This is a genomic window from Thalassotalea sp. 273M-4, from assembly GCF_041410465.1.
Taxonomy (GTDB): Bacteria; Pseudomonadota; Gammaproteobacteria; order Enterobacterales; family Alteromonadaceae; genus Thalassotalea_A; species Thalassotalea_A aquiviva.
Window position 1 is genome coordinate 179,373 of the sequence record NZ_CP166961.1, and the last position, 26,750, is coordinate 206,122.

General features: G+C 42.1%; 24 protein-coding genes. 20 read left to right on the top strand and 4 right to left on the bottom strand.

Going from position 1 to position 26,750, the window contains the following annotated elements:
• Positions 1-29: 29 nt before the first annotated feature.
• The gene (rsgA, locus tag ACAY00_RS00775; RefSeq protein ID WP_371375894.1) at positions 30-1,061 is read right to left on the bottom strand and encodes a small ribosomal subunit biogenesis GTPase RsgA; all 1,032 of its coding nucleotides are present in this window, start codon (positions 1,059-1,061) and stop codon (positions 30-32) included.
• 313 nt (positions 1,062-1,374) lie between these two features.
• Here rsgA and orn point away from each other — a divergent pair, with 313 nt between their 5' ends.
• On the top strand, positions 1,375-1,920 hold the full coding sequence (gene orn / locus ACAY00_RS00780; RefSeq protein WP_371375896.1) for an oligoribonuclease: 546 nt from the start codon (positions 1,375-1,377) through the stop codon (positions 1,918-1,920).
• Positions 1,921-2,076: 156 nt separating this feature from the next.
• Positions 2,077-3,735 (top strand): hypothetical protein, encoded by a 1,659-nt coding sequence (locus tag ACAY00_RS00785; protein ID WP_371375898.1) that lies wholly within the window; start codon positions 2,077-2,079, stop codon positions 3,733-3,735.
• Here ACAY00_RS00785 and queG read toward each other — a convergent pair.
• A complete protein-coding gene (queG, locus tag ACAY00_RS00790; protein WP_371375901.1) occupies positions 3,732-4,880 on the bottom strand; it encodes a tRNA epoxyqueuosine(34) reductase QueG in 1,149 nt (382 codons plus the stop codon). The two genes, ACAY00_RS00785 and queG, sit on opposite strands and share 4 nt — an antisense overlap.
• Positions 4,881-4,985: 105 nt before the next feature.
• On the opposite strand from queG, the gene ACAY00_RS00795 reads away from it, so the two are divergent.
• The 11 genes from ACAY00_RS00795 (at position 4,986) to ACAY00_RS00845 (ending at position 16,569) form a co-directional block, all read left to right on the top strand.
• Complete coding sequence (locus tag ACAY00_RS00795) at positions 4,986-6,485, top strand: NAD(P)H-hydrate dehydratase (RefSeq protein ID WP_371375903.1); 1,500 nt, start codon at positions 4,986-4,988, stop codon at positions 6,483-6,485.
• Positions 6,485-6,958, top strand: coding sequence for a tRNA (adenosine(37)-N6)-threonylcarbamoyltransferase complex ATPase subunit type 1 TsaE (gene tsaE / locus ACAY00_RS00800; RefSeq protein ID WP_371375905.1), 474 nt, complete (start codon positions 6,485-6,487; stop codon positions 6,956-6,958). The genes ACAY00_RS00795 and tsaE overlap by 1 nt, the downstream gene beginning before the upstream one ends.
• A 19-nt stretch (positions 6,959-6,977) precedes the next feature.
• The gene (locus tag ACAY00_RS00805; protein WP_371375908.1) at positions 6,978-8,288 is read left to right on the top strand and encodes an N-acetylmuramoyl-L-alanine amidase; all 1,311 of its coding nucleotides are present in this window, start codon (positions 6,978-6,980) and stop codon (positions 8,286-8,288) included.
• A gap of 4 nt (positions 8,289-8,292) precedes the next feature.
• Positions 8,293-10,188, top strand: a complete 1,896-nt coding sequence (gene mutL, locus ACAY00_RS00810; RefSeq protein ID WP_371375910.1) for a DNA mismatch repair endonuclease MutL — start codon at positions 8,293-8,295, stop codon at positions 10,186-10,188.
• Positions 10,172-11,119: a tRNA (adenosine(37)-N6)-dimethylallyltransferase MiaA gene (gene miaA / locus ACAY00_RS00815; protein WP_371375912.1), complete on the top strand. Its 948-nt coding sequence runs from the start codon at positions 10,172-10,174 to the stop codon at positions 11,117-11,119. The genes mutL and miaA overlap by 17 nt, the downstream gene beginning before the upstream one ends.
• A gap of 112 nt (positions 11,120-11,231) precedes the next feature.
• Complete coding sequence (gene hfq, locus ACAY00_RS00820) at positions 11,232-11,477, top strand: RNA chaperone Hfq (protein ID WP_371375914.1); 246 nt, start codon at positions 11,232-11,234, stop codon at positions 11,475-11,477.
• Positions 11,478-11,508: 31 nt separating this feature from the next.
• Positions 11,509-12,795 carry a ribosome rescue GTPase HflX gene (gene hflX / locus ACAY00_RS00825; protein WP_371375916.1) on the top strand — a complete coding sequence of 429 codons (1,287 nt, stop codon included), beginning with the start codon at positions 11,509-11,511 and terminating at the stop codon, positions 12,793-12,795.
• A 54-nt stretch (positions 12,796-12,849) separates the two neighbouring features.
• Positions 12,850-14,004, top strand: coding sequence for an FtsH protease activity modulator HflK (gene hflK / locus ACAY00_RS00830; RefSeq protein WP_371375919.1), 1,155 nt, complete (start codon positions 12,850-12,852; stop codon positions 14,002-14,004).
• 1 nt (position 14,005) lies between these two features.
• Positions 14,006-14,881, top strand: coding sequence for a protease modulator HflC (hflC, locus tag ACAY00_RS00835; protein ID WP_371375922.1), 876 nt, complete (start codon positions 14,006-14,008; stop codon positions 14,879-14,881).
• Positions 14,882-14,938: 57 nt separating this feature from the next.
• Positions 14,939-15,127 carry a DUF2065 domain-containing protein gene (locus ACAY00_RS00840; protein ID WP_371375924.1) on the top strand — a complete coding sequence of 63 codons (189 nt, stop codon included), beginning with the start codon at positions 14,939-14,941 and terminating at the stop codon, positions 15,125-15,127.
• Between the two features lie 143 nt (positions 15,128-15,270).
• Complete coding sequence (locus ACAY00_RS00845) at positions 15,271-16,569, top strand: adenylosuccinate synthase (RefSeq protein ID WP_371375927.1); 1,299 nt, start codon at positions 15,271-15,273, stop codon at positions 16,567-16,569.
• Positions 16,570-16,724: 155 nt separating this feature from the next.
• Here the strand turns inward: ACAY00_RS00845 and metJ are convergent, their stop codons facing one another.
• Positions 16,725-17,045, bottom strand: coding sequence for a met regulon transcriptional regulator MetJ (metJ, locus tag ACAY00_RS00850; protein WP_371375930.1), 321 nt, complete (start codon positions 17,043-17,045; stop codon positions 16,725-16,727).
• Between the two features lie 181 nt (positions 17,046-17,226).
• Here metJ and metB point away from each other — a divergent pair, with 181 nt between their 5' ends.
• On the top strand, positions 17,227-18,381 hold the full coding sequence (gene metB / locus ACAY00_RS00855; RefSeq protein WP_371375932.1) for a cystathionine gamma-synthase: 1,155 nt from the start codon (positions 17,227-17,229) through the stop codon (positions 18,379-18,381).
• Between the two features lie 146 nt (positions 18,382-18,527).
• The gene (gene metF, locus ACAY00_RS00860; RefSeq protein ID WP_371375934.1) at positions 18,528-19,409 is read left to right on the top strand and encodes a methylenetetrahydrofolate reductase; all 882 of its coding nucleotides are present in this window, start codon (positions 18,528-18,530) and stop codon (positions 19,407-19,409) included.
• Between the two features lie 45 nt (positions 19,410-19,454).
• On the opposite strand, the gene argE is transcribed toward metF, so the two are convergent.
• Positions 19,455-20,612 (bottom strand): acetylornithine deacetylase, encoded by a 1,158-nt coding sequence (gene argE / locus ACAY00_RS00865; RefSeq protein WP_371379478.1) that lies wholly within the window; start codon positions 20,610-20,612, stop codon positions 19,455-19,457.
• A gap of 270 nt (positions 20,613-20,882) precedes the next feature.
• On the opposite strand from argE, the gene argC reads away from it, so the two are divergent.
• The 5 genes from argC to argH are packed head-to-tail and all read left to right on the top strand — an operon-like array spanning position 20,883 to position 26,741.
• Complete coding sequence (gene argC / locus ACAY00_RS00870; RefSeq protein ID WP_371375937.1) at positions 20,883-21,905, top strand: N-acetyl-gamma-glutamyl-phosphate reductase; 1,023 nt, start codon at positions 20,883-20,885, stop codon at positions 21,903-21,905.
• Positions 21,902-22,687, top strand: coding sequence for an acetylglutamate kinase (gene argB / locus ACAY00_RS00875; RefSeq protein ID WP_371375940.1), 786 nt, complete (start codon positions 21,902-21,904; stop codon positions 22,685-22,687). The genes argC and argB overlap by 4 nt, the downstream gene beginning before the upstream one ends.
• 40 nt (positions 22,688-22,727) lie before the next feature.
• The gene (locus ACAY00_RS00880; RefSeq protein WP_371379480.1) at positions 22,728-23,630 is read left to right on the top strand and encodes an ornithine carbamoyltransferase; all 903 of its coding nucleotides are present in this window, start codon (positions 22,728-22,730) and stop codon (positions 23,628-23,630) included.
• 11 nt (positions 23,631-23,641) lie between these two features.
• Positions 23,642-24,856 carry an argininosuccinate synthase gene (locus tag ACAY00_RS00885; protein ID WP_371375942.1) on the top strand — a complete coding sequence of 405 codons (1,215 nt, stop codon included), beginning with the start codon at positions 23,642-23,644 and terminating at the stop codon, positions 24,854-24,856.
• A 1-nt stretch (position 24,857) separates the two neighbouring features.
• A complete protein-coding gene (argH, locus tag ACAY00_RS00890; RefSeq protein ID WP_371375945.1) occupies positions 24,858-26,741 on the top strand; it encodes an argininosuccinate lyase in 1,884 nt (627 codons plus the stop codon).
• Positions 26,742-26,750 lie beyond the last annotated feature (9 nt).

Sequence of the window (26,750 nt, forward strand, 5' to 3'; positions counted from 1 at the left end):
TATATGTATATGTTAAACGTAAAAAACATTTAATTAAAACGAGAGGTTAACTTGTTATCTCCCAAGCTGGCAATAATGCGTTGATAGCTTTCAAAACGCAATGGGTTGATATGACCATCTAAAACCGCTTGTTTAAGTGCACAGCCGGGATCGTTAAGGTGCTTGCAGTCGCGAAACTTACAGCCACCAAAATAAGGTTGAAATTCGATAAAGCCTCGATCAACTTGCTCAGGACTTAAGTGCCATAAACCAAATTCTCGTATCCCTGGCGAGTCAATTAAGCGACCACCAGTGGGAAAATGATATAGGCGGGCAACGGTGGTGGTGTGTTGACCTAAACCTGAGTTTTCAGATACTTCTTGTGTTAGAAGGTTCAATTCGGGCATCAGAGTATTGACCAAAGTGGACTTGCCGACCCCTGATTGACCCACAAAAATTGAGGTTTTATCTTTTAATCGTTGGCGAATGGGCTCAATCCCCGACTCGAGTTTGCTACTGGCATGAATGACTTCGTAACCAATGTCCTTGATGATCGCTAAGCGCTGTTCAATGAGATCACGGTTTTGTGGGTCAAGCAAATCGGTTTTATTAAGGATAATAATCGGTTTAATACCGGTGAGTTCAGTGGCAACAAGATAGCGATCTATAATGTCGGGATTAAACGCAGGCACGACCGAAGAGACAATAAAAATTTGATCGATATTGGCCGCAATAGGTTTAACCCCATCGTATACATCGGGTCGACTTAAAACCGAATGGCGCTCGTGTACGGCTTCAATAACACCACTAACACTGTGTTGAGTTTCTTTGCCTTGACGCCAAACAACCAGATCTCCACAGACCAAACTTTTGATGGTTCGGCGAATATTACAGCGAAAAATCTCACCGTCATCGGTTTGCACATCGGCATGTTGGCCAAATCGACTGATAATGACCCCTTGTTGCTGAGGCCCTAATTGATCATCTTGCCAATTGACCTGGTCATTCGATTTCAGCTTATTCGCGAGATTTTTTTTAATCCGCCTATTTTGACCTTTGGTCAGTTTCTTTGTTTTGGCCACGGCTCAAGTTCAGTTGTTGACTATGCTAATACAAGCAAGGGCTTGTATTTATATCTATTGATATTAAAGCTTTGAAGAATACCGTATTATATACTCATTTCTTATTAAGATGCGAATTTCAGCACGGTTTATATCGGCTCCTAAGCGTGAAAAAAGCTCGGTTTTGGCGCGTTCATAGAAGTGTTTAAAGCGTTACTGCTGTTTTTAATGGCAAAAATTTACATTAGCATTGAGCATAGGCTTTTTTATCCGCATGCTATCAAGGCCGTAACTGAGAAATATTAAGACTTAATCGAATATAAGGTTGAAGTAAATGTTACAAGATCCACAAAATCTGATTTGGCTCGATCTCGAAATGACCGGCCTCGAACCTGAACAGGATGTTATTTTGGAAATCGCATCCATAGTGACCGATAGCCAACTAAATATTTTGGCTCAAGGCCCTGTATTGGCGATACATCAATCTGATACTGTGCTTGAGAATATGAATGAATGGTGCATTAAACAACATGGAAAAAGTGGCTTAACACAACGTTGTCAACAATCTACAGTAACCATCGAACAAGCAGAACAGCAAACGCTGGCATTTCTAACGCAATGGGTACCTAAAGGCGTATCACCGATGTGTGGTAATACCATTGGTCAAGATCGTCGTTTTATCAACCGCTACATGCCCGAGTTAGAACAACACTTTCATTATCGTAACCTTGATGTTAGCACGATTAAAGAATTGGTAAGACGTTGGCAACCTGAGGTTCTGACGAAAGTTGAAAAAACCGGTGCTCACCTTGCCCTTGATGATATTAAAGAATCAATTAATGAGCTAAAAGTCTATCGTCAGCATGTGTTCAAAATTTAATAGGTAGATAAGTTTTCAGAAAAAAAGCCGGCAATTGCCGGCTTTTTTACTTTTATTTTACAAAAAACTTTATCTTATTCGAAAAAGTGTATTAATGTATAACTATATGGTTAAAAATCATACCGATACAAAATAAAAATAACAGGAACCATGGTAATGCTAAATTCACTTTTTAATACAGTGGCGCCAAAAAGAATCATCTTAAGAGCATCCTTATATGTTGGCTTGCTCTTAGGCACTATGGTTCTATTACTCGGTACCTCGATGTGGTTATACAGCCAACAAGCGAAAAAAGCCGAATTTTTGCATCTCCAACAGATCCCTTTTATTAAAAATAATGCCCAACTGATGAAAAGCGTGGCAGAGCTTGAAAATCAGATTGTCACTCAACACATATACATTACCCAACAAGAAGTGGCACAGCCATTAGCAAACGTAAAACAAGCTTGGCTCGAAATTGTTGATTTAAGTCGCAACCATGTCCTTATGGTCAATGACAATATTCGCGACAACACCGCGGATCAAATTGCAAAAACCGCGCAAGAGTATGCTCAAGGTTATAAAAACTTTGTCGTCTTAGTCGATGACTTATTGCTTACACGTCAGTCAAGGATTGGCCAATATAACGCCAATTACGCCACTTTAGCGGACATCATTTCAGACGTTGAAAAATATAGAAACCAAGCGCAAATTAGCTTGAATTCTTCGTCATTAGAAATTATGGCCAAACCAACTCGACTAGCCACCTCTGAAATTAATACCGTGGTCAGTGATATTAATACTTTGCAGTTGTATCAATACATTTATCAAGAATTATTGAAAATACAGAAGCAACTAACCGCCTTATCGCACAGAACAACCCCAACTCAGCTTAATGCTATTTCCAGTCAGATTGCGTCATTAACGAAAAACATTAATGGCCAGTTAGCAAGGGACATTAACAATCCAGTGTTGGCCGATATTAATAAAGACATTTTAAATATCTCTAATCAGTTTATGGGCTCAGGTCAGTTATTCTCGAAGTGGAATATTGAAATTGAAACCATGGAAAAGGTGGTTCAAGAGCTTAAAAACTATCAATTATTCTTAAAACGAACCGCATCGTTAATTGAACAGCCCAACTTCTTTCACTTACCAGAGTTTCAGTTAGAACTGCCTCTAATAAATATTAAAGTGAAAGAGTCCACCATGGTACCCGTTGGTTATGTGTTTATAGTGTTACTAATGAGTTCGAGCTTATTCTTAGCTTGGCGGTTATTGGTTTTAGTGAATGCAAGTTACAGCATAGGGGTTGAAGAAATTAAGCTACAACACGAGCAAGATCAAGAAGCGATGGCCTTGTTAGCAAGAACCAGAACAAACAAAGAACAACTTGAAGACATCATTAACTTGGAAGTGCCCGATGTTAATGACTTTAATCAGTCCATCGACGAAGCTGTGGCGAAGAAAAAACAAGAGTTTGGCACCACAGAAATGACCACAGATGTTGGTTCTCTAATCGATTTAGAAAAGTTTAATGAATACCATGGCTCGGCTGAGATGGCGGTATTCATGCTTGATGATTACATCAATCGCAACCAAACCAATCACAAAAAGCTAAAAGAAGCGCTTGCGAGTAAAAATTACGCCAAAGCCCAGGAATTGAACCGTTCGATATTAAAAACCGCGAAAATTCTGTCTTCAAATAAGCTCTCTCATTGTTGTGAAAAGCTTGCTGAACAACTCGAACAAGAGCACTATGACGAGGTAGAAAGCAGGGTCGGTGAAATGGGCAGCATTATTGAACAGTTAAATTTATTTGTCGAAGAAATTTAAGCGTCACGGCTCAACCCTTTCTCGATTGATCTTATTAATCTTGCCGTCAAGCGCTCGTTTTGATTGTTCATACTTTGCTGTTGCTTTAGTCGTTGTTGCTCTAGAGCCCAATCAATATGTTCATCAACCATATCATTCACCTTGCCATGTTGTTGCATCAGCGCTTTGACAATATCAGCATTAAATGGCGCATTACCCATTGCTGTCGCAATGTTACGTTGCCAGCAAGCATAGCCAATACGCCTTATAGGCGAACCTTGCGTACGCTTTAAAAATTCGTCTTCGGTCCATGCAAACAAGGCAAGCAAAGGGGGCTCGTCAAATGCATTACGGGCCTGAAAATCTGCTTCAACACTTAATTTGGCAAACCGATTCCATGGGCAAATTAACTGGCAATCATCACAGCCATAAATGCGATTGCCGATTAAATTTCTCAGCTCTAGTGGAATCGATTCTCGCAGTTCAATGGTTAAATAAGAAATACAACGTCTAGCATCGACAACATAGGGTTCAACAATGGCATTGGTTGGGCAAATTTTCATGCAAGCAACACAATCACCACAGTGATTTGGGGTTTGCTGGTCTATAGGCAGTTCGATGTCAACAAGGAGTTCGCCGAGAAAAAACCATGACCCAGCTTGCTTATTGAGTAATAGACTGTGTTTTCCGACCCAACCTAAACCGGCTTTTTCGGCTAATGGCCGTTCCAAAATTGGCGCAGAATCAACAAAAGGTCGGAAGTTGAGTTGGTGACAATGCTGTTTTATTTTTTCGCCCAGTTGCTTTAAACGATTACGCATTAGTTTATGGTAATCGCGACCAAGCGCATAACGTGAAATGTAAGCATGATCAGGTTGCTTTAGGAGCTGGGCAAACTTGGCATTGGTTGGCAAATAATCCATTCGCACCGAGATAACTCTTAAGGTACCCGGTAGTAACGCATCTGGTTGTACCCGCATCTCTATATTACGGTTCATATAGTCCATGTTGCCATGATATTGATTTTTCAACCAGCGCTCTAAGGCTTGTTGATGCTGACTTAAGTCAACATCACTGACACCAATATCACTAAAGCCTAATTCTTGCGCCCATTGCACAATCGAGGCTTTCAATGCTTTTAAATCGACTTTTTCGGTCGAGGCCATAAGTTTGTTCCTGATAATCTTAAACTTTTCAATTTTGCGCAGTCGATTCTATGCTTAATTATGTCACAGCTCGAAACATAAGTTTTAAACCGGCACGGGTGCAATATGATAGCAAAAAAGTTAACCGCTGACACACAACAAGCGTTGTACAGTTGTAAAGATATTGCCGACAATGAGTTGCATATCGCGGCATCTTTCGGCTTAAACTCTTATCAATTGATGGAGCGCGCAGCGAATGCATTATGGCAATTTTTGCAAACCTATTGGCCTCAAAACACATCATTATTAATTGTAACCGGTAAGGGAAATAATGGTGGCGATGGCTATGTCCTAGCTCGCCTTGCGCGAAATTATAGCGTTGCTGTGCACAGTGTGTGTGACCCTAAGCTTCTTGCGGGCGATGCCCAAAGAGCTTATCAGGATTATTTACAAAGTGGCGGTAAGGTAAATACGACCACGCCAAATTGGAACGATTACGATGTCATTGTTGATGGCTTACTAGGTACTGGTATAACCGGTCCCGTGCGAGATGAATATATCCCCTATATTGCAGCTATAAATCGTGCGGATGCCAAAGTACTGAGTATTGATTTGCCTTCTGGTTTAAATGGCGATACCGGACAAGCGTTAGGGGAGGTTGTTTTGGCACATGCGACCGTGACGTTTGTCGGCATAAAAAAAGGGTTGGTGACGGGGAGAGCAAAAGCATACACCGGAGCGCTTTATTTTGATGATTTGGGGCTTGGTAAGGGCTTATCTTCGCAACTTAAGAGCCCATTTAGGCTCAACGCGAAAGCAGATTTTTCGGCATTAACATCGCGCGATGTGTGTGGACACAAAGGCCGAAATGGGTGTGTGTTGGTGGTCTCAGGTGCGCCAGCATATCCTGGCGCGGCCATGCTGTCTTCTTTTGCAGCCTTGCGCTCTGGCGCTGGTTTGGTGGCTCTTTGTTGTCATCCTAGTTGTCGCGCGATGATAGCCCCTGCATTACCCGAAATTGTCTATGTGGATCTTATAACTAGCACAGATGAGCAAAATTTAGGGACGAGTATTAACCGTGCTAAATCCGATGTGGTGCTGCTAGGCCCTGGACTTGGTCGCAGCCAGTGGTCAGAAAAAGCTTTTGAACAGGCCATCGCGCTTAATAAAACCATGGTCATTGATGCCGATGGCTTATATTACTTATCTAAAACACAGCTGTATCGAAACAACTGGGTATTGACGCCACACCCTGGTGAAGCTGCGTATTTGCTAAAATGTTCGATTGAAGACATTGAAGCGGATCGCTATCAAGCCATAGCAAACATTGTGCAAAAATATGGCGGGGTATGCGTATTAAAAGGCGCCGGTACGCTCATTAGTAATGGTCAACACGTTCGAGCGAATATCAGCGGCAATCCAGGTATGGCTGTGGCCGGCATGGGGGATGTCCTTTCTGGCATCCTAGCCAGTATCAGTTTACAATCTACATCTTTGTACGATGCCGCATGTTTGGCGGTTAATTTGCATGGGCAAGCTGCCGATCGAGCGGTTAAACAGGGCGAAAAAGGCCTGTTAGCCAGTGATATCATGCCTTATATTAGAACTTTGGTGAATCAATTTTAATGAAAACAGTATCAATAGTATTAGCCGATGAAGCGGCAACCGTCAGTGCTGGGCAACAATTAGCGAGCATCGCTAAAGGTTTAAATTTATCGTCTCTGGTGGTCTTTTTATATGGTGATTTAGGCGCTGGGAAAACGACCTTAACACGCGGCTTTGTCCAAGGCATGGGACATCAAGGCAAGGTAAAAAGCCCAACCTATACCTTAGTAGAGCCTTATGATTTGCCACCATATCAAGTTTATCACTTTGATTTATATCGATTAGCAGATCCTGAAGAATTGGAATTCATGGGCATCAGAGATTATTTCTTACAAAAATCATGTTGTTTTATCGAATGGCCTGAAAAAGGTGCTGGTATTTTACCCAAAGAAGATCTTATTATTAATTTACAGTATGATAACGAACAACGTATTGTGACGTTTAGCGCTAAAACCGATACAGGTGAAGCTATCCTCAACTTAATAGAGCATTAAAAGAAGTAGTACGCTTATTATGTCAGTTATGACGCGAATTAGTATTTTTGGATTATTATATGCCCTAAGTTTTTGGGCTCTCGCAGGTAATGCCATTGAAGGTGTTCGTATTTGGCCCGCTCCAGATAACACTCGGGTAGTGTTTGATCTTAGTGAAAAGCCACAATACAGTTACTTTGAATTGAGCAACCCCCGCCGCTTAGTCATTGATTTTCAGCACACCAAAAAATTGGTGTCTTTAAAAGGGCTAGCAAAGGATGATCCCCGAATTAAACTCATTCGCACCAGTAGACATAAAAATAAATCAACCACTCGAATCGTGTTGGAATTAAACGCCAATTACAAAGAGAATGTCTTTCCGCTGTCTCCAACTGGGCCTTATGGCAGTCGTTTGGTGGTTGATTTGTTTGATAATAATCGCAAAACAACGGTCGCAGAGCATCAACCTAAAGACACCAGTCGAGATGTCATTATAGGTATTGATGCCGGTCATGGTGGTGAAGATCCAGGTTCTATTTCAAAATCCGGTGTTTATGAGAAAAAAATCACTTTATCGATTGCCCGAAAACTGAAAAAGCTCATCGATAAAGAACCTGGGTTTCGCGCCGAGATGATCCGTGATGGCGATTATTACGTGAACTTAAATCGCCGCACTGAAATAGCTCGTCAAAAACAAGTAGACTTTTTAGTGTCTATCCATGCCGATGCTTTTACTTCGTCAAAGCCAAGAGGCGGCTCTGTTTGGGTGGTGACCAATGCTCGTGCCGACTCAGAACTATCTCGCTGGTTGGCTAACCGAGAGAAAAACTCCGAATTACTCGGCGGTGGTGGCGATTGGATTAAAAAAACTAACGATGACAACCTAGCGGTAACATTAGCCGATTTAACCAAAGATAAGTCGTTGGAAATCAGTGACAAAATGGCCCGAATTGTCATTAATGAAATGAAAAAAGTGACACGAATGCATAAAACTACCCCAGTTAATCGTTCGCTTGCGGTGCTAAAATCATCTGATATACCATCAATCTTGGTGGAAACAGGCTTTATTTCAAACCCTTATGACTTTAAAAATTTGATGTCATCAAATCATCAACAAAAATTAGCCAAAGCTATGTTTTCAGGTATGAAACAATACTTTATGAATTATCCTCCTGAAGGCTCATATTTGGCCAAGCTGAAACCAAGGCAGCATCGAATTAAAAGCGGTGAGTCTTTATCTGTACTCGCACAACGTTATAAAGTATCGATTAAGCAATTGAAACTGGCGAACAATCTCAAATCAGATACCGTGCATATCGGTCAAACCCTGACCATTCCTCGAGTTAATTAACCTTATGTCAATACAAATATTACCAGCTCGGTTGGCAAACCAAATTGCCGCTGGCGAAGTGGTAGAACGGCCCGCATCTGTTGTTAAGGAGTTGGTTGAAAACAGCATCGATGCTGGCGCAACAAGTATTACCATTGAAATTGATAAAGGTGGTGCTAAGCGGATTAAAGTGACGGATGACGGTTGTGGTATTGCCAAAGATCAACTGACATTGGCTTTAAGTCGGCACGCTACGAGTAAAATTAAAAGCTTAGATGACCTAGAGGCGATCCAAAGTCTTGGCTTTCGCGGTGAGGCGCTCGCCTCGATTAGTTCGGTTGCCCGATTAACTCTCACCTCGAAAACCGAAGAACAAGAAAGTGCTTGGCAAGCCATTGCCTTAGGTCGAGAAATGCAAGTTGAAGTTAAGCCGGCCGCTCACCCTAAAGGTACTAGCATTAATGTTGAAGATTTATTCTTTAATACTCCTGCGCGCAGAAAGTTCTTACGCACCGAAAAAACGGAGTTCAGTCATATTGATGAAGTGGTGCGCCGAATCGCGTTATCTAAGCTCGATTTATCTCTTACCTTAACCCATAACGGCAAAGTCATTCGTCAATATCGCGCGGCCAACAATCAAAAACAGATTGAAAAACGTATTGCCGCTATTTGTGGCCAAGCATTTATGGACAACGCCATCGCGTTGGAGTTTGACCACGATAATTTTCATCTTTGGGGCTGGATAGCTCAGCCTGAATTTATTCGCAGTCAAAATGATTTAAGTTACAGCTATGTCAACGGCCGAATGATGCGGGATAAATTAATTAACCATGCGATTCGCCAAGCTTATGGCGATAGGTTAGGCAGCGATGGTTATCCAGCGTTTGTGTTATTTTTTAATCTTGATCACAAAGATGTTGATGTTAATGTGCACCCGGCGAAACATGAAGTGAGATTTCATCAGTCGCGTTTGGTGCATGACTTTATTTGTGCCGCCATTGAGCAAACTCTAGAGCAATCACCTGAAACGCATTTATCGGGTGCTCATCAATCAAGCGAAAGCTATAATGCTTATCAACAAACGAGCGCTTTAGCACATGCGGATTCGAATAGAGATTATGTACAGCCCCTAAAAACGTCGCCCGCGCCACACCCTTCAAGTCGCTCAGGAGCCAGAGTCAATAGTGCTAGAGCGCATTATGCTTCTTCGACACCAAGTAAAGCATCGGTTGAAAATTATCAGCAATTGATCACCCCAGTTGGCAACCATGAGCCTTTAATAGAACCTCAAACGCCTGCTTTGATGAAAGAAGAAGCTAACAAAACCGGCGCCCTAGCTTCAGATAGCTTTCGCTTAGATCAGTTGCAATTATTCACTATGCTGGAGCAAAATTGTGCGTTAGCCTCTTTTGAGCAAAAGCTAATTTGCCTAGATTTAACCCCCATTTGCAAACAAATCCTGGTTAATCAAATGCAGTTAGCGTTAACCCAAGGCATTGTCTCGCAACCACTATTGTTGCCAGTAAGGGTTGCATTAACGTTGGAACAGCAGCAATTTATTGGTAATCATCAGCACATCTTTGTTGATGCTGGGGTTATCCTAGAGTTAAAATCCGCCGCCTGCATAATTAGGCAATACCCAGCTAAACTTAGAGAGCAAGACATTCAGCAAAGCTTTATCGCTTTGTTAGATATATTGCAGCAACAAATAGAGCAAAACAAAGTTGACTTAAGTAACGCCTTTGCTTGTATGTTATTGCCTGAAAATATTGACTTTATTTTTGCAAAGCAAATGTTGGTTAATGCTCAGGCCTTACAAAATGTCGATCTTTATCAACTCATACCCTTGAATTCGGTCGAGGTTGACCTTACTAAGCATATTAATCAGTTAAAAAAGCACTTACATGAACTCAGCCAATAAAACATCGCTACCACCCGTTATTTGTATCATGGGGCCAACAGCCTCTGGTAAAACTGACTTGGCAATGCAATTGGTTGACTCTTTGCCATGCGATATTATTAGTGTTGATTCGGCCCTTATCTACAAGGGCTTTGATATTGGCAGTGCCAAACCAACGAAAGCTGAGTTAGCTAAGTATCCTCATCGGTTAATAGATATTATCGATCCCGCGCAAAGCTATTCGGTGTCAGACTTTTGTCGCGATGCGAAAAAAGAGATAGCAAGCATTCGAGCCAATGGACGTATACCTGTTTTGGTTGGCGGTACGATGATGTACTTTAAAAGCTTAATTGAAGGGATATCGCCATTACCACCAGCGGATACATTTATTCGCGAACAGATTGCAAAAGAAGCGCAGGACTATGGTTGGGACCACTTGCATCAGCAATTAAGCGAAATCGATCCGGTGTCAGCGGCCAGAATAAACGTGAATGATCCACAAAGATTATCGCGTGCTTTAGAAGTTTATCGCATAACAAATAAGACTTTAACAGAGCTGACCAAAATAAAAGGTGATAACCTTGCTGGCGATATTTTACAATTTGCTATAATGACTTCTGAGAGAGCAGAATTACATAAACGCATTGAACAGCGTTTTCATATGATGCTAGAGCAGGGGTTCCAGGCTGAAGTCGAAAATTTAAAAAAACGTCCTGATTTAAATATCGATTTACCTTCTATTAGATGCGTTGGCTATCGTCAAATGTGGCAGTATCTTGAAGGCGATATTGACTATGATGAAATGGTATTTCGGGGTATTTGTGCCACTAGACAGCTCGCAAAAAGACAACTTACTTGGTTAAGAAGTTGGGACAATTTAACTTGGCTAACCACCAATAATCAATCAAATTTAGAACAGGTGTTAACTTCTATAGCAAACTTAAAATCATAGTGTATACTTACTATGCTCGTTGTGTAACTATATATTTTTTAAAGAAGTTTTTGCTTGATACCTACGAAGCTACTGTCTAAATTTGATTAAAATAACAATAAGGGGCCTAACCATGGCAAAAGGGCAATCTTTACAAGACCCATTCTTAAACGCTTTGCGTCGTGATCGTATTCCAGTTGCAATTTATCTGGTTAATGGGATCAAGTTACAGGGGCAAGTTGAATCTTTCGATCAATTTGTGATCTTACTTAAAAATACAGTAAGCCAAATGGTGTACAAGCATGCGATTTCAACCGTCGTACCGTCTCGTGCCGTAAATACCTCTACTCCGGCTGAATTTAATCAACCGATGGAATAAGTTTTAATGAAAATGAATTGGAGTTGTTCACTTGTTTGATAGGCGTCAAGCAGGTGAGCAAGCAGTACTCGTTCACATAGATTTTCCACAAGAAAACGCCCGTGAAGACCTTAATGAATTTGAGATGTTAGTGTCTTCTGCTGGCGTTAATTCTTTAACCGTTGTCACAGGTAAACGTGATACCCCTCACCCCAAATATTTTGTTGGCAGCGGTAAAGCTGAAGAAATTCGTGACGCAGTAAATTTGCATCAGGCGAATGTGATCTTGGTAAATCACATCCTCTCACCCTCGCAAGAAAAAAATTTAGAAGCATTGTGTGAATGTCGCGTTATCGACAGAACAACCTTGATCCTGGATATTTTTGCTCAACGGGCAAGAACTCACGAAGGTAAACTGCAGGTTGAACTCGCACAACTGAAGCACATTAGTACCCGGTTGATCCGTGGCTGGACTCACCTTGAAAGGCAAAAAGGTGGTATCGGCTTGCGTGGACCTGGTGAAACCCAACTTGAAACTGATCGCCGATTGTTGCGCGAACGTATGCACAACATAAGAATGCGCTTAGAAAAGGTGGAAAAACAGCGTCACCAAGGACGCCGTGCCCGAGAGCGAGCGGAGATCCCGACGGTTTCTTTGGTTGGATATACCAATGCCGGAAAGTCTACATTGTTTAATCAAATTACCGATGCTGATGTGTACGCAGCCGATCAGTTGTTTGCGACCTTGGATCCGACTTTACGCAAATTGCACATTCAAGACGTCGGGCGCATCATCTTAGCCGATACAGTAGGTTTTATCCGACATCTACCTCACGATTTGGTGGCGGCTTTCAAGGCTACGCTCACCGAGACCCGTGAAGCCGATTTACAATTGCATGTTGTCGACATTGCCGATGAACGACGGGCAGACAATATTGCGCAAGTTGATGTGGTGTTGGAAGAAATAGGGGCGCATGAGGTACCACAATTATTGGTCTGCAATAAAATCGATGCCCTTGATGATGTTGCCCCGAGAATTGACCGAGATGAAACAGGCAAACCGATACGGGTGTGGTTATCGGCTCGAGCCAATACTGGCTTGGATTTACTGAATCAAGCTTTAAGTGAATTGTTGTCTACTGATGTGGTTAAACATAGTTTAAAGCTACCACCGACAGCTGGAAAGTTACGCGGTGCTTTATATGAGTTAAACTGTATTCATAATGAGCGTTTCGATGAACAGGGAAATTGTATAATTGACTTACAATTACCCTTGCGGGATTGGAATAAGTTGCTAAAAAGCGATAAAACCGCAATCGAAAACTTTATCCTGAACTAACTCACTGATAATATTATTTTATAACAATTAAATTGTAATCAAACGGAGAGCGCAATGGCTTGGAATGAACCGGGGAATAATGATAATGATCCCTGGAAAAATAAAGGTGGCCGAGATCAAGGACCACCAGATCTTGACGAGTTACTAAAAGACTTAGGTAATAAGTTTGGCGGTATTTTTGGTAACAAACCAAGTAATCGCAAAGGCTCAGGTGGCTTTAGTGGTTTCGGTATAGGCTTGATTGTGGTAATAGCACTTTTGGCATGGGGTGTGAGTGGTTTTTACACCATTAAAGAAGCTGAGCGTGGTGTGGTGCTACAGTTCGGTGAATTTAACGGTGAAGTAGAACCTGGCATTCATTGGCAACCAACTTTTATTGAAAAAGTTATCCCAGTTGATGTGCAAACAACGCGTAATCTACCTTCTCGAGGCTTTATGCTGACAGCCGATGAGAATGTTGTCAGTGTTGAGATGCAGGTGCAATATCGTATCATCAATGCGCGAAATTATTTATTTAGCGTGACAGACGCTGACGCCAGTCTTGAACATGCCTTTGACAGTGCCATTCGCTATGTTGTTGGTAACTCAAAAATGGATGAAGTTCTAACCTCAGGTCGTGAGCAAGTTCGTCAAGCGGTGTGGGCCGAATTAGAAAAAATCCTGGAACCGTACAACTTAGGTATTTTAATTTCCGATTTAAACTTTAAAGACGCGCGTCCACCAGAACAGGTAAAAGATGCCTTCGATGATGCTATCGCAGCGCGAGAAGATGAAGAGCGTTTCGTTCTAGAGGCCGAGGCTTATGCTCTGTCGGTTGAACCGCGCGCACGTGGTAAAGCCAAAGCTATTGAACAAGAAGCATTGGCGTACAAACAGCAAGTGGTACTTGCTGCAGAAGGTCAAGTCGCTAAGTTTGAAAAGCTATTACCTGAGTACACGGCAGCGCCAGAAGTAACACGTAAGCGTTTGTACCTGACAACAATGGAAAAGGTATACAGCAACACGTCAAAAGTACTGGTAGATGTTGACGGTGGTAATAACATGATTTATTTGCCACTGGATAAAATCATGCAACAACAACCATCATTACCGCAGCAGCTTAACCGCACGTATAATGATATGCAGCAAAAACCACAGATTCAAAATAAGAACTCAACGGTAAATTCATCATCGAGCCGTAATGACCGTTTTAGCCGAGGAGATAACTAAGATGAGAAATTTTTCAATCATTATCCTAGTGCTATTATCGGTACTGACCGTTTCAAGTGTCTTTGTTATTAACGAAGGTGAACGTGGTATTGTTTTCCAATTCTCTAAAATTGTTCGAGACAGCGATGGAGAAATGGTGGTCCACGAACCAGGCTTGCACTTTAAGATCCCTGTTATTCAACGAGTGCACAAGATTGACGCGCGTATTCAGACCCTCGATGATGCCGCAGACCGATTTGTAACGGCTGAGAAAAAAGACCTTTTAGTCGATTCGTATGTGAAGTGGCGAATCGTTGATTTCTCAACATTCTATGTTCGTACCGCTGGCGGTAACATCGACAATGCTAAGGCCTTGTTAAAGCAAAAAGTAAACAATGGTCTGCGTACAGAATTCGGTCGTCGTACAATCAAAGAGATTGTCTCTGGCGATCGTGACTCTCTAATGGAAGAGTCATTATTAAGTACGGCATCAAGTAAAGCGGACTTAGGTATTGAGGTCTTGGATGTACGTGTTAAGCGCATCAACTTACCGGAAGAGGTGAGTAACTCAATTTACGAGCGTATGAGAGCAGATCGTAAGGCTGTAGCCGCTGAACATCGCTCTAAAGGTCGCGAAAAAGCCGATGTAATCCAAGCAACGGTGGATGCTAAAGTCACGGTAATGTTAGCCGATGCTGAAAAGCAAGCGTTTGACATTCGTGGTCAAGGTGATGCGTTAGCTGCTAATGTATATGCCGCGGCTTTCAACAAGAACCAAGAGTTCTTCAGCTTTGTTCGTAGTTTAGAAGCATACGAAAAGAGTTTTTCTAGTAAAAACGACGTTATGGTGATTAAACCCGATAGCGAGTTTTTTGAATACCTTAAAGCAACCAAGTAATGGTTTTAAAACCCCGGTTTAACCGGGGTTTTTTTATGCAACTAAAAATATATCAATATGACCTTTTCAGTACTTATCAGCGCACTTGCCTTAATGCTTATTTTTGAAGGAATAGGCCCGTTTTTCTTTCCCAATCGTTGGCGCAAGTTTATGCTAAAAATCGCTCAAGAACAGTCGACGACCATTAGGCAAATGGGCGCCTTATTGTTAGGTTTGGGCATTATCTTACTGATTTTCATCCAATAAATGGTTCGGCCCGTATTTGTTCATCGATAAATGCAACCAAAACGTTGCATTTTGTGAACAAAAAACGCATAAAACTAGTGATCTATAACGTGGTATTTGCTAGAATCCCCGCCTAATTTTCTTTCGAAATATACAAAATTATTATGGGCAAAAACGTTGTAGTTCTTGGCACCCAATGGGGTGACGAAGGTAAAGGTAAGGTTGTTGACTTATTAACTGATAAGGCCAAGTATGTTGTGCGTTATCAAGGTGGTCACAATGCAGGTCACACTTTGGTAATTGACGGTGAGAAAACCGTATTACATCTTATCCCTTCAGGTGTTCTTCGTGAAAATGTTAAATGTTTAATTGGTAACGGTGTTGTGCTGTGTCCAAAAGCATTAATGAAAGAAATCACCATGTTGGAAGAGCGTAATGTTCCAGTACGTGAGCGCTTACTAATTAGTGATGCATGTCCTCTTATCATGCCTTACCATGTAGCTTTAGATAACGCACGTGAAGCTGCGCGCGGTAAAAAAGCAATCGGTACTACGGGTCGTGGTATCGGTCCGGCCTACGAAGATAAAGTTGCTCGTCGTGGTTTACGTGTAAGCGATTTATTAAACACGGAAACGTTTGCCGATAAGTTAAAAGAAATTATGGAATACCATAACTTTGTTTTAACCCATTACTACAAAGCCGAAGCGCTAGACTTTGATACGGTATTAAAAGAAGTATTAGAAATCGCCGATATTATCCGCGCAATGACGGCGGACGTAAGTGAAATGCTTGATCAAGCCCGTAAAGCCGGCGAATCTATCATGTTTGAAGGTGCTCAAGGTACATTACTTGATATTGATCACGGTACCTACCCATATGTAACGTCATCAAACACCACTGTTGGCGGTGTTGCAACAGGCTGTGGATTTGGTCCTCTAAACCTTGATTATGTTTTAGGTATCACTAAAGCGTACACCACACGTGTAGGTTCAGGCCCATTCCCTACTGAACTAAATGATGAGATTGGTCAACATTTAGGTACTGTAGGTCATGAATTTGGTGCGACAACCGGTCGTGAACGTCGTTGTGGCTGGTTTGATGCCGTTGCAATGCACAGAGCCGTTCAAGTGAACTCGGTTTCAGGCTTTTGTTTAACCAAGCTTGACGTGTTAGATGGTCTTAAAGAACTTAAAATCTGTACAGGTTATAAAACTGAGTCTGGTGACATCATTACGGTACCACCGATGGCTGCAGAAGGTTACGAAAACATTACTCCGGTATATGAAACCGTACCAGGTTGGGATGAGTCGACTGTTGGCGCGACCAGCATTGATCAATTGCCAGCAAATGCGATTGCGTACATTAAGCGCCTAGAAGAAATTACAGGTGTACCGATTGACATTATTTCAACCGGTCCAGATCGTAATGAAACGATGATTTTGGTGAATCCATTTGACGAGTAATGGATTGGTCAGTGCTAGATTGCCAATGTCAATTTAGCGAAATAAAAAGCCGGGTTATCCCGGCTTTTTTTATCGTCTTAGTAAATTTTTTATCGCGAACATTTTAATCTGCATGAAGTTCTGACGAACTTTCTGCGACAATGTTAACTTTGCGTCTAATCCTCAAAATCGGAAAAGTCGGTGATCCCTTTTTCCTCTAGAATATCTCGAACACTTTTGGGTAACGTATGTTCGTTATCTTTCATCAGATCTTCATCACTTGGTAACGGTTGACCCGTAAACGCATGCAAGAAAGCTTCGCAAAGGAGTTCACTATTGGTTGCGTGTCGTAAGTTATTGATTTGACGTCGAGTTCTTTCATCAGTAAGAACTTTTAATACTCGCAGTGGAATTGAAACTGTGATCTTTTTCACTTGCTCACTTTTTTTACCGTGGACTGCATAAGGGTTAATGTAGTCACCATTCCATTCTGCCATGGACATTCCTTCAACATCTGAATTAAATCTTGGTTTAAATTGTACTGGTTCTTCACTTTGAGTCAACATCTAAAAGCAAAGATGTATAGATGGCTAAAATTTCTTGACGGATATAAATTAACCAGATAGATTTATAGACGTCTAAACATCTATTTAATTAATTCGTTATGGAATGGGCAATATGGTAACCAAGCATAATGCAACAAAAGCGGTTCAAGCTGGTATTAATACCGACAAGCATCATGGTGCTGTTGTGCCGGCGTTGCATTTATCATCTACCTATGCCCTAAAAGGCTTCAAGCAAAAAGGCGAATACGATTATTCTCGAACCGCTAACCCAACCCGTTCAATCCTTGCTGATGTAATAGCCGAGCTCGAAGGCGGTTGTTTTGGCATTATTACTAGCACAGGCCTGTCGGCCATTCACCTGATCACCCAATTACTCAGTAGTCAAGATACCCTCGTTATCCCTCATGATTGTTATGGTGGTAGTTATCGATTATTCACTCATCTTGAGAAAAGGGGCTTATTCAAGCTTCTCGTTATTGACCAAAATGACCCCAAAGCCGTCGAACATGCTCTTGCATGTAAACCCAAGTTGTTGCTCATAGAAACACCGAGTAACCCACTTCTGCGTATTGTGGATATTAAAACCTTGGCTAACCAAGCCAAACAAGCAGGTACGTTGATCGCCGTTGATAATACCTTTCTTACCCCGTTATTGCAGCAACCACTCGCGCTCGGCGCAGATATTGTGATCCACTCCACAACGAAATTTATCAATGGCCACAGTGATATTGTTGGTGGTGCCGTTGTCACTAACGATCACTCTTTAGGCGAAGAGCTTGCTTGGTGGGCAAACTGCATAGGCATCACAGGTAGTGCATTTGACAGTTACCTGACCTTAAGAGGCATTAAAACTCTGCCGATTCGCATGAGAGAGCACCAGGCCAATGCCGACGCCTTAGTTAAATTTTTAATTGCACATCCAGCTATAAAAAGAGTGTATTACCCTGGCTTAAGCACCCATCCAGGTCATTCATTAGCTAAACAGCAACAAATGGGTTATGGCTCGATGTTGAGTTTTGAGGTGGATGGCGGTGTTAATGGCGCTAAAACCGTATTGGAAAATACCAGCCTGTTTACTTTAGCACAGTCTTTAGGTGGGGTTGAAAGTCTGATTTGTCACCCAGCAACGATGACGCATGCGGGAATGGAATTAACCGCGCAAGAAGCCGCGGGTATTTCACAATCCCTGATCCGAGTGTCTGTGGGGCTTGAAGATATTCAAGATATTATCAACGACTTAGATTATGCCTTAAATTTAACCTTGTAATTTTATAGGCTTAGACTTTGATTGATAAGAATCCTTTATTTTTTAACAACATCCGGGCTTAGCAATGTGAGTCGGGTATGCGAATGGCAAAAACCACCAAATAATATCAGTTGTTAGTAAACATGAAGCAGTAGGTAGGAATAAAAATGAATGCAAATGCCCGAAGTCTTGACAATCTTAACCGTACTTTAAGTGATATCGATAAAGATTTGCAGGTATCGTTTGAGTTTTTTCCGCCAAATTCCGCTGAAATGGAAACCACATTATGGCGCTCGATTGAACGCTTGGCCCCATTAAAACCAAGTTTTGTTTCTGTCACCTATGGTGCTGGTAGTGGTACCCGAGATAGAACCCATGGCGTGATCAAGCGCATTCAAAAAGAAACCAGTTTATTGGCGGCCCCGCACCTTACTTGTATTGATGCAAGTCGTGAAGAGTTAATTGCAATTGCTAAAGACTATTGGAATAGTGGGGTTCGTCATATTGTGGCATTACGAGGTGATTTACCGCAATCCACTAAAAAACCAGAAATGTACGCGAATGATTTGGTCAGTTTGCTAAAAGAGGTTAACGACTTTGATATTTCGGTTGCCGCATACCCCGAAACCCATCCTGAAGCGCCGAATGCACAATTTGATTTGGTCAATTTAAAACGCAAAGTCGAAGCCGGTGCTAACCGAGCGATCAGCCAATTTTTCTTTGACATGGATGCGTATCTAAGGTTTCGTGATCGTTGTGTTGCGGTTGGCATTGAAGTTGAAATTGTACCTGGTATTTTACCCGTATCAAATTTTGCCACCTTACAACGATTTGCCAAACTCACCAATGTTCATGTGCCTGGATGGATGGGCAAAATGTACGAAGGTTTAGATAACGATCCTGCAACTCGAAATTTAGTTGGGGCAAATATTGCAATGGAGCAGGTAAAGATTTTAAAGAGTGAGGGGATCAAAAACTTTCACTTTTATACCTTAAACCGCAGTGAATTAACCTATGCTATATGCCACACTTTGGGTATTCGACCTTAAGAGTATTGCAAGCCATTTAGCGTACCTTATACATTCGTCCCTATGTTATTTGCGATTCAAACAATAATGCTGAATAAATTTAAGCAGTAACGTTTCGGTCGGTTTTATTTGCTCGAAACTTAAAAATTCATCCGGTTGATGTGCTTGCTCAATAGAACCTGGGCCAAGTACTATGGTCTGACAGCCCAATTGCTGAATATAAGGCGCTTCCGTGGCATAATTTACCGCCTGACAGCAATGACCACTTAACTGCTGCGCCGTGTGTACAAGTTCGCTATGCTCAGACTCGGCAAAAGCTGGTGAACTTGCATGTAGCTCCGTTAACGTTATCCGACCAGGGTATTTATCAGCAATAGGTTTAAAGCAATCGCTTAACCAAGCCAGTAATTCTTCATCTTTTATTCCAGGTATTGCCCGTAAATCAATATCAAGATAGCAATGACCACAAATCCGATTGGCACTATCGCCGCCTTTAATGGCCCCTAAGTTAACCGTGGGTTCAGGCACCGTAAAGGCTTGATTACTAAAATTCTGTTTAAGGTGTTGTTTAAACTTTTGCAATTTATTGATGATTTCGACCATCACTTCAATGGCGTTGATGCCACTGTCAGGGCGACTTGAGTGACCTGATTTTCCCGTTACCTTGATCCGGTGTGACATATGCCCTTTATGCATGATCACAGGACGTAAGTTCGTAGGCTCGCCAATAATCGCCACATCGGGTTTGGCTAATTTTTGTTCAATAAAAAAACGAGCACCGGCCATGGTGGTCTCTTCGTCTGCGGTAGCCAAAATATATAAGGGCTTTTGCAATGATGCTGTCGTCAATTGTTGACAAACTTGCAACAGAAAGGCAAAGAATCCCTTCATATCACAGGTACCTAAGCCATAGAATTTATTGTCTTGACTCACCACTTTAAAAGGATCTTGTTGCCATTGTTCCTGATCAAAAGGCACGGTATCACTGTGACCTGCGAATAATAAGCCCCCATCGCCATCACCTAATTTGGCCAACATATTATATTTGTTCTGGCTGCAAGGTACTGGCGAGATGGTGATAGAAAAGCCAAGTTGCTCGAACCAAGAAGCCAATAAATAAATAACTTCTTTATTGCTCTGATCCCAACTTGAACAGCTGGCGCTGATAGAGGGGCGTTTAATTAATTCGCGTAAGGCGGTAGAAAAATTTGGTAAAGTCAAAATTAAGCCTTTTGTATAATTATTCTTTTTTATTGCATGAATAGTTGTTAATTGTTATTTTAAGTTTATCGGAATTTAGAACGTTGTTAAACCATTTACTTCGATGATGCTTTTAGTTTTTATTTATTAATTGTCTATTTTTGAAAGAATTTTAGTCATGGTGATAAGCTTTAAAGTGAATAAAATTGCAAATTGGACTTATGCATTAAATGGTCAATACTAGTTTAAATAAAGTGAATAATTAACTGAAAAGCAAGGGCGATAGGGGAAATCTTGAAAGTTGCAATTATTGGAGCAAGTGGTTATGCCGGGGCTGAGTTAGCATCTTTACTGCATTCACATCAACATGTCAGTGAACTTACGTTATTTGTCTCAGAGCAAAGCCAAGATATCGGTAAAGAATTGTCAGAGCTTTACCCTAAATTGCATGCATTGGAAAACCATCGTTTACACGCTTTTTCGAAACCTTGCTTTAGTCAAATCGTGACAGAACTCGATGCCGTATTCTTTGCTACTCCACACGAGTTTTCCCACCTATGGGCAGATAAATTTTTACAGTTCGGGGTGAAAGTGTTTGACCTTTCAGGTGCTTTTCGGCTTAAACACGCTGCTCAATATCCGCAGCACTATCAGTTTGAACATCAATCACCCAACCTTTTACCAAAAGCGGTTTATGGTTTGGTTGAGTGGCTAGAACAAGACTTAACAACAACCGACTTAATTGCTGTGCCGGGCTGTTACCCAACAGCCAGCTTACTGTCGATTAAACCACTCAGTTCTGCTCATTTGCTTAAAGCAAACAGTATGATAGTGGTGAACGGTATTAGCGGGGTCAGCGGTGCAGGAAGAAAAGCCAGTCTTAGTACCAGCTTTAATGAAGTCAGTTTAACGGCGTACAATATTTTACAGCATCGTCATCAGCCAGAAATCAGTCAAGAGTGTGGTTATGATGTGGTGTTCAATCCTCATTTAGCGCCGTTTAAGCGTGGTTTGCTCTGCACCTTGACCATGCAATTAAAACAAGGTGTAAGCCAAGAGCAAGTTCAGCAGGCATTCAGTCAAGCATATGCAAATACACCTTGTGTGCGATTAGTCAAGCACTGGCCCAAAGTTGATGATGTTGTTGGAACACCCTATGCCCATCTTTATTTTCATTACCAAGCAGATATTGGCGTCATTGTGGTCAGTTGTGCCATCGATAATCTGTTAAAAGGCGCAGCTTCACAAGCATTGCAATGCTTTAACTCGGCCTGTGGTTTTTCAGATAACCAAACTTTAATTGAGGTGCAAGGATGAGCCAACCCATTGTCATAAAAGTTGGCGGGAGCATTTTAAACCAGCCTGACGATTTAAGGTTTTTTTTACAGACCATAAAACAGATCGTAAAAAAACAGCCTTTGGTGATCATTCATGGAGGCGGTTGGGTGGTGGATAAACACCTCGATGCCGCTAACCTTACCAGTGAAAAAATAGATGGCATTAGAGTCACTAAACCTGAGCATATGCCAATTATTGCTGGAGCGTTGGCCGGTGCAGTGAACAAAAACATGGTGGCTAGTGCTAATGCCTTGGGTATTACTAGCCTTGGTTTGTCTTTGCATGACGGAAATATGGTTTCTTGCCTACCTGACAAGCCCCAATTTGGGCAAGTTGGTATCCCTCAGCCTAATCAAGTCAATGTTCTTAATCAACTACTTGGGGTTGTGGACTTGATTTTCATCGCCTCCATCGGCCAACTGGCTGATGGTACTTTGGTTAATGTTAATGCCGATGATGCCGCTGTTGCTATTGCCGATTTATTGCAAGCGCAGCTGATTTTATTAACCGATGTGGCCGGGGTGAAAGACGGCGATAGCAAGGTTCTTTCTTCTCTTTCTCATCCCCAAGCTCAGGAGCTTATTGCTCAAGGTGTGATAAATGGCGGTATGGTGGCAAAAGTTCGGGCAGCCTTTCACGCTGCCAACTTACTGCGACGAAGTATCGCGGTGGCCAGCTGGAAAACGCCTGAAGATCTGCTGTTATTACAGCAAGGCAGGTTACCTGGTACCCGCATTGTTCCAGAACAAATTACATTGTAATCAGCCTGTTATTTAAGTTATGGAAACGCACTTTATGTCGATAAAACATTTTTTAGCCGATCACCATTGTTCACAAAAGACCTTGTTGGATTTGATTGAACTTGGGATCAAAATTAAACAAAGCCCAGAGCAATTTAACCATGCACTCAGTGGTAAATCCGTGGTGATGCTGTTTGAGAAGCCTTCGCTAAGAACTCACATCAGTTTTGATGTAGGTATTCAAAAGCTTGGCGGTCACAGTCTGTATTTGGGACAACAAAATGGTCACTTAGGTGAACGTGAAAGAATAAAAGATTTGGCTCAAAATCTAGCCTGTTGGTGTGATGCGATAGTTGCTCGGGTATACAAACAAAGTGTTCTTGATGAAATGGCCGAACATGGGTCAATACCAGTGATTAATGCGTTAAGCGACCTTTATCACCCTTGTCAGGCGCTAGCGGATTATATGACCTTGACCGAGCAGTTTGGCTCGTTATCAGGGCTTAATTTTGCCTATGTTGGTGACGCCAATAATGTGTCTAATTCCTTGATGTTTATGGGGGCGATACTTGGAGTTAATGTCAGTGTTATCTGTCCTGAAGGGCATCAACCCGATACTCGTTCGATTGTTCAAGCTAAACAGCTTGCTGAGCAACACCAGTGTCGTTTAACGATTTCTAGCAACATTGATGAAATTGGTGAGCAAGATGTGATTTATACCGATACTTGGGTGTCGATGGGAGATAGTAAGTCGGATCAAACCTTAGCGAAGTTTTTGCCTTTTCAAGTAAATGAAAATCTTATGGCTAAAACCAAAGCCGCAAAGGTGATGCATTGTCAGCCAGCGCATATGGAGCAAGAAATCAGCCAAGCGGTTTTTGACTCACCACAGTCGCTGGCTATGATTCAGGCTGAAAACAGAATGTGGGCGCAAAATGCCGTGTTACTAACCTTATTAAAATAGTGGATAACAAGATGAAAAAAACAATTAATAAAGTGGTACTCGCCTATTCTGGTGGTCTAGATACATCGGCGATAATTCCATGGTTAAAAGAAAATTATGATGGTTGTGAAGTCATAGCTTTTTGTGCAGATGTCGGTCAAGGCGAAGAAGAACTGCAAGGAATTGAAGAAAAAGCATTAAAGTCGGGCGCAAGTGAATGCCATGTCGTCGACTTAAAAGAAGAATTTGTCAAAGACTACATTTTTCCGATCTTAAAAACAGGGGCCGTTTATGAAGGACAATACCTATTGGGTACCTCAATGGCGCGGCCCGTTATCGCCAAAGCACATGTTGAAGTAGCACTCAAAGTTGGTGCCGACGCGCTTTGTCATGGTTGCACCGGTAAAGGCAATGATCAAGTACGATTTGAAGCTTGCTTTGCTGCTTTAGCACCACAATTGCAGGTCATTGCCCCTTGGCGTGAATGGGATATGGTGTCACGAGAAGATTTACTGGCTTACCTTAAACAACGCGACATTCCCTGCTCGGCGTCCTTAACCAAAATTTATTCGCGTGACGCCAATGCATGGCATATCTCTCATGAGGGAGGAGAGCTTGAAGATCCATGGTGTGAACCGTCGAAAGAGGTTTGGACCATGACGGTCGATCCGCTTGATGCACCCGACTTGCCCGAGTCTTTGCTACTGTCTTTTGAACAAGGCGAATTGGTAGCTGTTGATGGCAACAGACTCAGCCCTTATCACGCCTTAGTGTATCTGAATCAACAGGCAGCCAAGCATGGGGTTGGCCGCATAGATATAGTTGAAAACCGACTTGTTGGAATGAAGTCCAGAGGCTGTTACGAAACCCCTGGTGGCACCGTATTAATGGCCGCGTATAAGGGCCTGGAGTCGCTTATTTTAGATAAAGAGGCTTTGAAATTTAGAGAAACTCTGGCCATTGACTTTTCGCATGTCATTTATGATGGGCGTTGGTTTACGCCGTTAGCTGAAGCGCAAATGGCGGCGACCAATAGCTTGGCCAAGGCGGTTACCGGTGACGTTGTTGTTAAGTTGTATAAAGGGCAAGCGGTGGTGACTCAACGACGCTCTCCAAACAGTCTTTATTCAGAAGAATTTGCCACTTTTGGCGCCGATGAGGTGTATGACCAAAAACATGCAGAGGGTTTTATACGCTTGTTTAGCTTATCGAGTCGAATTAAAGCACTAAAACAGCAGGAGGAATAAGATGGCGTTATGGGGAGGCCGATTTACGGCAAGCAGTAGTGATATATTCAAGTCATTTAATGATTCCTTATCCTTTGATCATGTCTTAGTTGAGCACGATATTTTAGGTTCCATTGGCTGGTCAAAAGCCATTCAAAAAGCTGGGGTAGTAACCTTAGAAGAGCAACAACAACTTGAGCAAGGGCTTCGTGATTTACGCAATAAAGTCAGCAACGGAGAGCTCGAAATTAGCCAAAGTAGCGCCGAGGATATTCACAGCTGGGTAGAATTGGAATTGACCGAAGTGCTGGGTGATGTGGCGAGAAAGCTGCATACAGGTCGTAGTCGAAACGATCAAGTGGCCACCGATCTGCGCTTGTGGGCTAAAGATCAAGTAGAGCAGTTACAACAGCAATTAAAATTATGTATTAGCCAGTTGATTAACCTTGCAGATAACAACAAGCAGCATATTTTACCTGGTTATACTCACTTACAACGAGCGCAACCGATCCGTTTTGCGCACTGGTGTTTGGCCTATGTCGAAATGTTTAAACGTGATATTTCGCGCCTACAAGATGCCTATCATCGTATGGATCAATGCCCTTTAGGCTCGGGGGCTCTAGCAGGAACAACCTTCGATATAGACCGCATTGAGTTAGCAACGTCGCTGGGCTTTCAAGGGCCATGCTTAAACAGCCTTGATGCGGTGTCAGATCGGGATTTTGTGCTCGATTTATTATTTGCCGCGAGCACAGGCATGATGCATTTATCTCGCTTTAGTGAAGATTTAATTTTCTTCAATTCAGGAGAAGCACACTTTATTACCTTAGGTGATCATGTCACCAGTGGAAGCTCTTTGATGCCACAGAAAAAAAATCCTGATGCCTTAGAGCTTATACGAGGTAAATGCGGGCGAGTGTATGGCGCCCTACAAAGTTTGTTGGTGACTTTAAAAGGTTTGCCTTTAGCCTACAACAAAGACATGCAAGAAGATAAACAAGGATTGTTTGATGCGCTTGAGCAGTGGACAAATTGTTTGGTGATGTCGGTGGAGGTGATAAGTTCGATTGAACTTAACAGCGCGGAATGTCAAAAAGCCGCTCGAGAGGGCTATGCTAATGCCACCGAACTGGCCGATTATTTGGTTGGTAAAGGCGTACCATTTCGTACCGCGCATGAAATTACCGGCACCGCTGTTTTGTATGCCATTAATCAAGGGGAGCCATTAGAAAACTTGCAGCTAAATGAATTAAAGCAATTTTCAGAATTAATTGAAGACGATGTTTTTAAAGTGCTGGATTTAGAATACCTCGTCGATAAGCGCAATATGTTAGGAGGTACCGGCATTGAGCCCATAGAAAAGGTCATTGCGCAAAGTCGGCAGCATTTTGGCTCGGCAGATTTTGTTGTTCGCGATGCGCGTTTAACCGATTTACGAGGCATTGTTAAATTAGTCAATTACTGGTCAGCGAAAGAAGAGAACCTGCCTCGCAGTGAAGAAGACTTGATCAAAAGTATTCGCGATTTTGCGGTTATTGAAGTGAATGGGCAGGTCTGTGCGTGTGCCGCGCTCTATATTTACAGCACCGGCTTGGCTGAAATTCGCTCCTTAGGGGTTTCAACCAATCATCAAGGCAAGGGCTATGGAAAAAAACTCTGTGAATTTTTGTTAGCGAGAGCGAAAGAGTTATCTTTATTGAAAGTCTTTGTACTCACCAGAAAACCAGATTTTTTCTTAAAATTGGATTTTGCTAAGAGTGACAAGCAAGCACTGCCAGAAAAAGTAATGAAAGATTGCGACCTATGCCCCAAACAAACGTGTTGTGATGAAGAGGCATTGGAATTTCAATTACATGATTACCACGAAGTCGCCGAAGCTAAAAAAATAGAGGTGCTGTACTTATAGGGCAAATAA